The sequence below is a fragment of the Pseudomonas sp. ICMP 561 genome, from assembly GCF_002699985.1.
Classification (GTDB): Bacteria; Pseudomonadota; Gammaproteobacteria; order Pseudomonadales; family Pseudomonadaceae; genus Aquipseudomonas; species Aquipseudomonas quasicaspiana.
This window is the reverse complement of sequence record NZ_LKBT01000010.1, coordinates 21,793-32,232: the sequence shown is the minus strand read 5'-3', so window position 1 is coordinate 32,232 and position 10,440 is coordinate 21,793. Positions and strand designations below refer to the sequence as shown.

9 protein-coding genes are annotated in these 10,440 nt (G+C 57.6%); 8 read left to right on the top strand and 1 reads right to left on the bottom strand.

What is annotated here, in order from left to right; genetic code table 11:
* Positions 1-30: 30 nt before the first annotated feature.
* The 3 genes from AO242_RS09125 to AO242_RS09115 all read left to right on the top strand — a co-directional run bounded on the left by AO242_RS09125 (position 31) and on the right by AO242_RS09115 (position 2,555).
* Positions 31-1,056 (top strand): aminoglycoside phosphotransferase family protein, encoded by a 1,026-nt coding sequence (locus tag AO242_RS09125; RefSeq protein WP_099268468.1) that lies wholly within the window; start codon positions 31-33, stop codon positions 1,054-1,056.
* 63 nt (positions 1,057-1,119) lie between these two features.
* Entirely contained in the window at positions 1,120-1,791 is a 672-nt protein-coding gene (murU, locus tag AO242_RS09120) for an N-acetylmuramate alpha-1-phosphate uridylyltransferase MurU (RefSeq protein WP_099268467.1), read from the top strand.
* On the top strand, positions 1,791-2,555 hold the full coding sequence (locus AO242_RS09115) for a DnaJ domain-containing protein (protein WP_099268466.1): 765 nt from the start codon (positions 1,791-1,793) through the stop codon (positions 2,553-2,555). The genes murU and AO242_RS09115 overlap by 1 nt, the downstream gene beginning before the upstream one ends.
* A gap of 244 nt (positions 2,556-2,799) precedes the next feature.
* On the opposite strand, the gene AO242_RS09110 is transcribed toward AO242_RS09115, so the two are convergent.
* On the bottom strand, positions 2,800-3,777 hold the full coding sequence (locus tag AO242_RS09110) for an alpha/beta hydrolase family protein (RefSeq protein ID WP_099268465.1): 978 nt from the start codon (positions 3,775-3,777) through the stop codon (positions 2,800-2,802).
* 122 nt (positions 3,778-3,899) lie between these two features.
* On the opposite strand from AO242_RS09110, the gene AO242_RS09105 reads away from it, so the two are divergent.
* From AO242_RS09105 to AO242_RS09085, 5 genes are all read left to right on the top strand, one after another.
* Positions 3,900-5,909, top strand: coding sequence for a PAS domain-containing sensor histidine kinase (locus tag AO242_RS09105; RefSeq protein WP_099268464.1), 2,010 nt, complete (start codon positions 3,900-3,902; stop codon positions 5,907-5,909).
* A complete protein-coding gene (locus tag AO242_RS09100; protein ID WP_099268463.1) occupies positions 5,906-6,535 on the top strand; it encodes a response regulator in 630 nt (209 codons plus the stop codon). The genes AO242_RS09105 and AO242_RS09100 overlap by 4 nt, the downstream gene beginning before the upstream one ends.
* A 328-nt stretch (positions 6,536-6,863) precedes the next feature.
* The gene (locus AO242_RS09095; protein WP_099268462.1) at positions 6,864-7,988 is read left to right on the top strand and encodes an ABC transporter ATP-binding protein; all 1,125 of its coding nucleotides are present in this window, start codon (positions 6,864-6,866) and stop codon (positions 7,986-7,988) included.
* Between the two features lie 84 nt (positions 7,989-8,072).
* Entirely contained in the window at positions 8,073-9,107 is a 1,035-nt protein-coding gene (locus AO242_RS09090) for a polyamine ABC transporter substrate-binding protein (RefSeq protein ID WP_099268461.1), read from the top strand.
* An 80-nt stretch (positions 9,108-9,187) separates the two neighbouring features.
* Entirely contained in the window at positions 9,188-10,435 is a 1,248-nt protein-coding gene (locus tag AO242_RS09085; protein ID WP_099268460.1) for an ABC transporter permease, read from the top strand.
* Positions 10,436-10,440: the final 5 nt, after the last annotated feature.

Here is a 10,440-nt window from a genome sequence, read left to right as displayed (position 1 = left end):
TGACGGCTAGCGCCGTCGGAGACCCTTGCAATGCCAGATCAAGATGTACGCCTGCAACGCCTGAAATCCTGGCTCGATGAGCAGCTTCCCGCGCTGTTTTCAGCGCAGGGCTGGGGCGCAATTCCCCCGGCCACGTTGACCGCGGCCAGTAGCGATGCCAGTTTCCGCCGTTATTTTCGCTGGGAGGGCGGTGAGCAAACTTTTATTGTGATGGATGCTCCGCCGCCTCAGGAAAACTGCAAACCATTCGTGGATGTGGCCCGTTTGTTAAATAAATCAGGGATTAATGTTCCTGAAATTTATGCCGAAGATCTTGTTCAAGGCTTTTTGCTGCTTAGCGATCTTGGGCGAAAAACCTACCTTGATGTCATCAACGAACAAAACGCGGACGCTTTGTTCTCAGATGCTTTCGATGCGCTGCTGGCTTATCAGCAACTGCCGATGGATGCACCGCTGCCCAGCTATGACGTCGCCTTGTTGCGCCGTGAACTGGAACTGTTCCCTGAATGGTATGTGCGCAAACACCTCGGCATCGAGATGGATCAGCAGCAATTGGCGAGTTGGCAACGTGTCAGTGATCTCTTGATCGAGAGCGCGCTGGCGCAGCCCAAAGTGCTGGTGCACCGTGACTTCATGCCGCGTAACCTGATGCTCAGTGAACCCAATCCGGGAGTGCTGGATTTCCAGGATGCGGTCTACGGACCCGTCACTTACGACGTGACCTGCCTGTTCAAGGACGCCTTTCTCAGTTGGCCGCAAGATCGAGTGCATGGCTGGCTGGAAATTTACTGGGAAAAGGCTCGCGCGGCGGGGATTCCTGTTCAGGAGGACTTTGCAGAGTTTCTGCGTGCCAGTGACCTGATGGGCGTACAGCGTCATTTGAAGGTCATCGGTATCTTCGCCCGTATCTGCCATCGTGACGGCAAACCGCGTTATCTGGCCGATGTTCCGCGCTTCTTTGCTTATATAGACGCGGTGCTGGAGCGGCGACCAGAGTTGGCTGAACTGGCTAATTTGCTGACCAGCCTGAAGCGACCGGCGAGCGGATCGCTCTGAATCGCGCCACGGTATGAAGGTCATCATTGAAATAAGGCTATCGATTGTGTTGACGAGGCAGGCATGAAAGCGATGATTCTGGCAGCAGGGAAGGGCGAACGAATGCGTCCATTGACCCTGCACACTCCTAAGCCGCTGGTTCGTGCAGGCGGTGTGCCGTTGATTGAATATCACCTGCGCGCGCTGCATGAGGCAGGGTTTCACGATGTAGTGATCAATCACGCCTGGCTTGGGCAACAGATTGAAGATTACTTGGGGGACGGCGAACGTTTGGGGCTGCGTATTGCGTATTCCCCTGAAGGTGAGCCGCTTGAAACGGGCGGCGGTATTTTTCGTGCGCTGCCGCTGCTGGGTGATCAGCCTTTTATGGTCGTAAACGGCGATGTCTGGACCGATTACGACTTCAGCGCACTGCGAGTGCCAATGGCCGGTCTGGCTCACCTTGTGTTGATCGATAATCCGGAGCACCACCCGCAGGGTGACTTTTCGTTGATCGACGGGCAGGTTCGTGATTCCAGCGATGCCGGTGCAAGGCTCACCTACAGTGGCATCGCCATCCTTCACCCGAAACTGTTTGCAGATTGCCAGGCCGGTGCTTTCAAACTCGCGCCGCTGTTGCGAGCCGCCATGGAGCAAGGGCAAGTGACCGGTGAGCATTTCACCGGGCAGTGGGTCGATGTCGGCACCCATGAGCGCCTTGCTCAGGTCGAGCAGTTGCTCGCGGCGGGACACTGATGCTCTGGCCATCCACCCTGTTGGGCGCCGGAGCCGGGTTTGCCATTGCCAGCATCCCGGGCGCCTTGCTGGGTGCGCTGTTGGGGCAAGCACTGGATCGACGTCTGGCACTGCAAAGCTGGGCGCATTTGCGGGAGCGCATGCGCGGTCGAGCGGCGCTGCGCGATGATGAGTTGCTGTTCGTTCTGCTGGGTCGGCTGGCAAAGAGTGACGGGCGGGTGGTCGAGCAGCACATCCAGCAGGCGCGGGCTGAAATGCATCGTATGGGCATGAGTGAGCCCGCTCAGCGTCGTGCAATAGCGGCCTTCAATCGAGGCAAGGACGGTGGTGATAATCTGCGCGGCCATCTGCGTCGGCTCGCCCCCCAGCCTCACACGGCTGAAGCGCTGCTGCGCGCCTGCTGGCGCATGGCATGGGCCAACGGAAAACCTTCACGCGGTGAGCGAGAGTTGATCGTCTGGTGGGGTAAATGGCTCGGCTGGTCGCCGGCCAGAGTTGACTCTTTGGCTTCCGGGCACGAGGCCCCCCGAAAACCCCTGGCTAATAACAGCAACGATTACCAGGCGGCACTGAAACTGCTGGGCGTGCAAGCCGATGCGGACCCTGCGCATGTAAAACGTGCCTACCGCCGCCTGCTCAGTCGACACCACCCGGATAAAGTAGCCGGTTCTGGCGCTAGTCAGTTGCAGGTGCGCGATGCAACGGACCGGACTCAGGATTTGCATAACGCCTACAAAGTGATCAAGGCGCGGCGCGGGTTTTGATTATGGTGTTGTGCTTTATTCTGTGGGAGTCGCTCGGTGTCCCTGACACCACGCTGTCGCGCAGCAAACACGGACCCTGTAGGAGTGAGCTTGCTCGCGATTCGGCCTGTCAGTCGATGAATATATTGCCTGTACTGGAGCTATCGCGAGCAAGCTCACTCCTACAGTAAAAAGCATTCCAAATCAGATAGTTATATTTTGTGTGATAGGAGCGGTGCAGCATTTCCGCTCCGATCAATCATCTTTACTGCGCCTCAACCCAACCGCGAATCCTGCGAAACATCTGTTCCTGCTCTGCAGCAGCGTTACCCGGAATCGCGGTCAGAGGAATCTGGCTGTAGCCTGGTCCTTTTGCACGCTTGCTGATTTGCAGACGTTCCATTGGAGACCTGTTGTTCGCGTCCTTGTAAATGAAGTCCGAGGTTTTCACTTTAAGGCCGGGTATCAACTCGGTCAGCAGTGGCTTGGTATCTGCGGGCTCTCGCGCCGTGACCATGGCGAATTTCTGTACCAGCGGCGCCGGGCGTTCGCTCAAGTAACGAGCTGCCCAGTAGGCACCGCTGCCATGTCCGAGCAGCACGATGCTGCGGGCCTTGTTCTGCTGTGCGAAGCTGATGGCGCTTTCAATTCGGGCGAAGATACGCTCAGCCTGAGCCTTGGCCTGCTCCTCTGCGGCAGCGGCTCTTGCTGTTTCAGCAGCAGCCTCTTTTTCAGCAGCAGCGGCTTTGTCGGCATCAGTTGGCGCGGTAGTTTTGGCCGCGTCTTTGGATTTTTCTGCTGCACCCGCTTCTGCAGGCGTGTCGGCGGCTCTGGCCTGATTGTAATCAGCCAGCTGGTCGGGCAAGGTCAGGCTCAGGCTTGACCAGCCGATGTCAGGAAACTTGCGTCGCAGCGGGCCTACGGCATCCGGAGAGTCAGCCGACTCGTCAGCACCGGGAATAATGATCACTGCACCTTTGGGATCGTCAGTGTTGGCTGGCTTCCACAAGGCGAGGAAACTGTCTTCGCCAGCCTGCAATTGCTGTTGATCGGCAACCGGCAAGCGCCCTTCAAGGGCCAGCGCATCTTCTTGGGTGCGCGGTAACAGTGGTGCCCTTTCCACAGCGGGTTCGGTTGCAGCATCTTTTGCAGGAGCAGGATCTGCCGCCATGACAGGCAACGCGCAAGGTAGTATCAGCGCCAGACAAAGCGAAGGAAGCGTTGCGCGAAATGTGTAGGACATCGGATATTCCAGGCCAGAAACTATCTTGGCAGCCTAATGGGTTGGTAAGGATTTGTCAGGCCCATGCTTGAGTGGCGCATCGGTTCAAACGACTACATAGAACACATGGGAACGACACCTTGATGATGGTTCTGCTGCGCACTGGAGTTATCGGCTGTCTGGCCCTGCTCTTGATGATTTTCAACGTCGTGGCTCAGGCGGATTCAGAGCCAGCCGTGTCCACGCCGCTGTCGGCAGAGCAGCGCGCATGGCTTGCAAAGCGTGGGCCCTTGCGGGTTGGGCTGGTGATGCAGGCACCTTATGCGCAGCTTGATCGTCGCCAGCAGCAGCTTTCCGGCGCCAACGTCGACTTGATGAATCTGCTCGGCAGGAGCCTGCAAACAGAACTGCTCTGGCGTAACTTCCCTGATCAGGCCGCTTTGGAGGAGGCCTTGGCGCAAGGCATGGTGGATATTGCCCCCGGTCTGACTCAAACCCCGGCTGGCCTTCGTGTCTGGCTGTTTTCCGATCCCTATATGCGGATTTCGCAACTGGTGGTGGGCGAGCGCGACGGCTCTGGTGTCGTGGACCTTGAGAAGCTCGACAGCCGCACGCGCGTAGTGATTCGCATGCCCAGCGTCACCGCCGACTACCTGCGTAACACCTATCCCCATATCAACCTGCAAGGCGTACCGCTGGATCGGCAAGCGCTGCAATTATTGTTGAGTCAGCAGGCGCGTTATGCCGTGCTCGATGAGGCGCAGCTCAGTCGCTTGTCTCGGGAACCGGAGTTCGCCGGGCTGAGTATTGTCGGCGATATTGGCTATCCCCAATTGCTGCGCGTCGCTTCCCGTCGAGATGTGCCTGAGTTGGCGGACATTATCAGCGCTGCCCTGCATGCGATTCCGGCCAAAGAGCTTGATCAGTTGCATGCGCGCTGGCTGCCGCTCAATGCTGTGAAAGCCAGCGAGTCGCCTGGTTTCTGGCAAAACATCTGTCTGTTGCTGCTGGTATTACTGCTGGCCAGTTCCGCCATTGTTATATGGCAGCGCCGTCAGCAGCAGTCGCTGGAGCGCGATGTGTTGCTTGCTCGCGAAGAACTGGCGCGGCGCGAGGCAGGTGAAGAGGCGTTAAAGCTGGCACAGTTTTCCATTGATCAAAGCACTGTGGGCATTCTCTGGGTCAACTGGGACAGTCGCGTGCGCTATGCCAACCATGCGGCAGAAGCCATGCTGGGTTATTCGTCCGGCGGCGTAGTGGATCGGCCGTTAATTGATTTCGAACCCACGTTGCACATGGATCGCTGGCTGGGCCTTTGGAAAAGTGCGCGCTCCAGTGAAGGGATTGCTCAGACATTCGAAACCAATTGTGTGTGTGCCGACGGCAGCGTTCTGCCCGCCGATGTCTCCTTGAGTTTCCTGCGCTTCGAGGAGTCCGAGTATCTGGTGGTGTTCCTCACTGACGTGACCGAGCGTCGTCGTTACCACGAACAACTGCGCGAGCTGTCGGCGCATCTGGAAAGCGTGCGCGAGGAGGAAAAGGCGCGTATCGCCCGGGAAGTTCACGACGAATTGGGTCAGATGTTGACCGTGCTCAAGCTGGAAACGTCCATGTGTGAGCTGGCTTACGCCGATCTTGATCCGGGCTTGCGCGATCGGCTCAACAGCATGAAGCGCCTGATATCGCAATTGTTCCAGTTAGTACGCGACGTGGCGACCGCGCTACGTCCGCCGATTCTCGATGCGGGTATCGCGTCGGCCATCGAATGGCAGGCGCAACGGTTCGAGGCGCGCACGCAAATTCCGTGTCTGGTGGACGTGCCTGATAATTTGCCGACGCTCAGCGATGCTTTGGCCATTGGCATGTTCCGGATTTTGCAGGAGGCGCTGACTAACGTTATACGTCATGCTCAGGCGCACACCGTGGACGTGAGCCTTACGCTGGACGATGGCGTCATGTGCCTGACCATTGCCGACGACGGTATTGGTTTTGTTCAGCCGCAGGGTAAGGTCGTGTCGTTCGGTCTGGTGGGCATGCGCGAGCGGGTGTTGATGCTTGGCGGGCGACTGGAGCTGGACAGTGAGACAGGTGAGGGCACAACCTTGCGCGCCTATATTCCGCTGCATCAAGCCGGGCAGGAGCAACACAAGTGATTCGTGTACTGGTAGCTGAAGACCACACTATTGTTCGTGAAGGCATCAAGCAGTTGATCGGCCTTGCCAAGGATTTGCTCGTGGTGGGCGAGGCCAGTAACGGTGAGCAGCTGCTTGAGGCTCTTCGTCAGACTGAATGCGAGGTGGTGCTGCTGGATATCTCCATGCCGGGAGCGAACGGCCTTGAGGCGATCCCGCGTATTCGCGCGCTGGCCAATCCGCCAGCCATACTGGTGCTGTCAATGCACGACGAAGCGCAGATGGCAGCGCGCGCCTTGAAAGTCGGGGCTGCCGGTTATGCGACCAAGGACAGCGATCCGGCGTTACTGCTGACGGCAATTCGACGGGTAGCGGCGGGTGGTCGTTACATCGACCCGGACCTTGCCGACCGCATGGTCTTCGAAGTCGGGCTGACGGATAACAGGCCATTGCATTCGCTATTGTCCGAGCGCGAGTTCTCTGTGTTCGAACGCTTGGCTCAAGGCGCCAACGTCAACGACATCGCCCAGCAACTGAACCTGAGCAGCAAGACCATCAGCACCCACAAAGCACGGCTGATGCAGAAGATGAACCTGCATTCTCTGGCTGATCTGGTGAAATATGCGATGGAGCATAAGTTGTTGTGAATATGCTCATACCTGTGAGCGACAAAAATCTGTAGGAGCGCGCTTGCCCGCGATCACGTCAGCACAGGCGATACATTCATCGACTGACAGATCGAATCGTCCGGATGCGGCCCAGACCAAGCGCGCTCCTACAGTTCTAGGTTGGCTGCGTGATAGTGCGGCGCCTTGGTGATGGGGCATCGCCTACATAAAATAGCGACGCCTGCACATACCTATCCCCGCCATCCCTGTAGGGCAATCCCTACCCCAATCTCTCCTGCCCCCCGATTTGCGCGGTTCTCAGCCTAAACTAGGCTGACCGCACGCAGACAAAACAAAGGTGTGGGTAATGAGCAACGTCGATTCAAGCGCTGGGGCTAATGATGTTCTGGTCAGCTTCCGTGGTGTGCAGAAGAGCTACGACGGCGAAGCCCTTATCGTCAAAGACCTTAACCTGGACATTCGCAAAGGCGAGTTCCTGACCCTGCTCGGGCCTTCCGGCTCCGGCAAGACCACCAGCCTTATGATGCTGGCCGGATTTGAAACGCCGACAGCGGGTGAAATCCTCCTCGCGGGTCGCTCCATCAATAACGTGCCACCGCACAAGCGCGACATCGGCATGGTGTTTCAGAACTACGCACTGTTCCCGCACATGACCGTCGCCGAAAACCTGGCGTTTCCGCTGACCGTACGCGGTATGAGCAAGGCTGACGTCAGCGAGAAGGTCAAACGTGCGCTGGACATGGTTCAGCTCGGCACGTTCGCCCATCGTTACCCTGCGCAATTATCCGGCGGTCAGCAACAGCGTGTGGCCCTGGCCCGTGCGCTGGTCTTCGAACCGCAACTGGTTCTGATGGACGAACCGCTTGGCGCACTGGACAAGCAACTGCGTGAGCACATGCAGATGGAGATCAAACACCTGCACCAGCGTCTGGGCGTGACCGTGGTCTACGTGACTCACGACCAGGGTGAAGCGCTGACCATGTCCGACCGCGTGGCCGTTTTTCATCAGGGCGAAATCCAGCAGATCGCCCCCCCGCGCAATCTCTATGAGGAACCGAAGAACACCTTCGTAGCCAACTTCATCGGCGAAAACAATCGCCTTAACGGCAAGCTGCTCAGCCATTCCGGCGAGCGTTGTGTTGTGCAACTGGAGAAGGGCGAGAAAGTCGAGGCGCTGGCCGTGAATGTTGGCCAGGTGGGCGATGACGTCACTCTGTCGATTCGCCCGGAACGCATCAGTTTGAATGGCAACAGCGAGAGCTGCGTGAACCGTTTCTCCGGTCGCGTCGCAGAATTTGTGTATTTGGGCGACCACGTTCGTGTGCGCCTGGAGGTAGCAGGCAAAACCGACTTCTTCGTCAAACAACCCATCGCCGAGCTGGATCCGGCGTTGAGTGTTGGCGATGTTGTGCCAATTGGATGGCAAATCGAGCACGTTCGCGCACTCGATCCCTTGCAGCACGTGCATTGATCTATCAATAAAAAGGCATCAGCCAGAGGCGAATTCATCGCCCACAACGCATATACCAACACTGCTCGTGGAGAAAACAACCAAATGCTCAAATCTTTGAAACTCACCGCAATTACGCTGGGCATGATGTGCGGCGCGCAAGCCATGGCCGCCACTGACCTGACCGTGATTTCGTTTGGTGGTGCCAACAAGGCAGCCCAGGAAAAAGCCTTCTACGCCCCGTGGGAAAAGGCGGGCAACGGCAAGATCATCGCTGGCGAGTACAACGGCGAGATGGCCAAAGTCAAAGCCATGGTCGACACCAAAAGCGTTAACTGGGACCTCGTAGAAGTTGAATCGCCTGAGCTGGCCCGCGGCTGCGACGAAGACATGTTCGAAGAGCTCGATCCGGCCTTGTTTGGCGACAAGTCCAAGTACGTGCCGGGCGCCATTTCTCATTGCGGTGCAGGCTTCTTTGTCTGGTCCACCGTGCTGGCTTACAACGCCGACAAACTGGCTTCGGCGCCGACCGGCTGGGCCGATTTCTGGAACACCGAAAAATTCCCGGGCAAGCGTGGCCTGCGTAAAGGCGCCAAGTACACCCTGGAGTTCGCCCTGATGGCCGACGGCGTTGCGCCAAAAGACGTCTACAAAGTGCTGGCCAGCAAAGACGGTCAGGACCGCGCCTTCAAGATGCTCGACAAACTCAAGCCAAGCATTCAGTGGTGGGAAGCGGGCGCACAGCCGCCTCAGTTCCTGCAATCGGGTGACGTGGTCATGAGCTCGGCCTACAACGGCCGCATCGCAGCGGTCGCCAAAGAAAGCAAGCTCAAAGTGGTGTGGACCGGCGGCGTGTATGACTTCGACGCATGGGCCATTCCAAAGGGTTCGAAAAATGCCGAAGCGGCGAAGAAGTTCATCGCTTACAGCCTGCAGCCTGAGCAACAGAAGACCTTTTCGGAAAACATCGCTTACGGTCCGGCCAACACCGATGCCGTCAAACTGTTGAGCGCTGAAACCCTGCAGAACATGCCGACCACCCCTGAGAACATCAAGGATCAGGTGCAGATAGACGTGAAGTTCTGGGCTGACTTTGGTGAAAACCTGGAACAGCGGTTCAACGCTTGGGCTGCCAAGTAAGCGCATCAGGTTGAGTTAGATCCGGGCGCGTTCCCTACAGTAGGGAATGCGCCCTTCGTTCAAAGATTTCGGAGTTCGCTATGGCCATCGCCGTGCCCCTGACTGAAGGCGCCAGCCCTACCTTGAAGCAACGTCTGGCTCGTGCCGAGCGGGTTAACCGCTGGAAGGCCCAGGCATTGATCGCGCCCTTGGTGATCTTCCTGTTGCTGGTGTTTCTGGTACCGATTGTGGCGCTTTTATACAAAAGCGTCGGCAACCCGGAAGTGGTTAATGCTCTACCGACTACCGTGATCGAAGTCGCCAAATGGGACGGCAAGGGCTTGCCCTCGGAGCCGGTCTACAAGGCACTGAGTATGGACCTGGCGGAAACCCGCAAAAACTCAACCCTGGGCGATCTGTCCAAGCGCCTGAACATGGAACTGGCTGGCTATCGCAGCCTGTTGACGAGCACCGCGCGTGCGCTGCCGTTCAAGGAAGAGCCTGCTTCTTATAAAGATGCACTCGAAGCACTGGATGAGCGTTGGGGAGATCCGGCCTATTGGCAGGTGATCCGACGCAATACCAGTAGTGTCACCCCCTATTATTTGCTGGCCGCAGTGGACCATCGCATTGATGACCTTGGTGAAGTGGCACCTGCGACCCCTGATCAAGCGATCTATCTGGACATCTTCGCCCGCACGTTCTGGATGGGGTTTGTCATTACCCTGATCTGCCTGGCGCTGGCTTACCCGCTGGCGTACTTGCTGGCCAACCTGCCTGCGCGGCAGAGCAATTTGCTGATGATTCTAGTGTTGCTGCCGTTCTGGACGTCGATTCTGGTTCGGGTGGCGGCATGGATCGTGTTGCTGCAATCCAGTGGTCTGATCAACGGTGCATTAATGGCCATGGGCATCATCGATAAACCGCTGGAACTGGTGTTCAACCGAGTCGGCGTTTACATCTCGATGGTGCACATCATGTTGCCGTTCATGATTCTGCCGATCTACAGCGTGATGAAAGGCATCTCGCCAACTTATATGCGTGCCGCTATCTCTCTGGGCTGCAACCCGTTTGCCAGCTTCTGGCGGGTGTATTTCCCGCAGACCTATGCCGGTATCGGCGCGGGTTGCCTGTTGGTGTTCATTCTGGCAATTGGTTACTACATCACCCCGGCATTGCTGGGCAGCCCGAACGACCAGATGGTCAGCTACTTTGTCGCCTTCTATACCAACACCAGCATCAACTGGGGTATGGCCACGGCACTGGGCGGTCTGCTGCTGTTGGCGACCATTGTGCTTTATCTGATCTATAGCTGGCTGGTCGGCGCCAGCCGCCTGCGTTTGAGCTGAGGAGC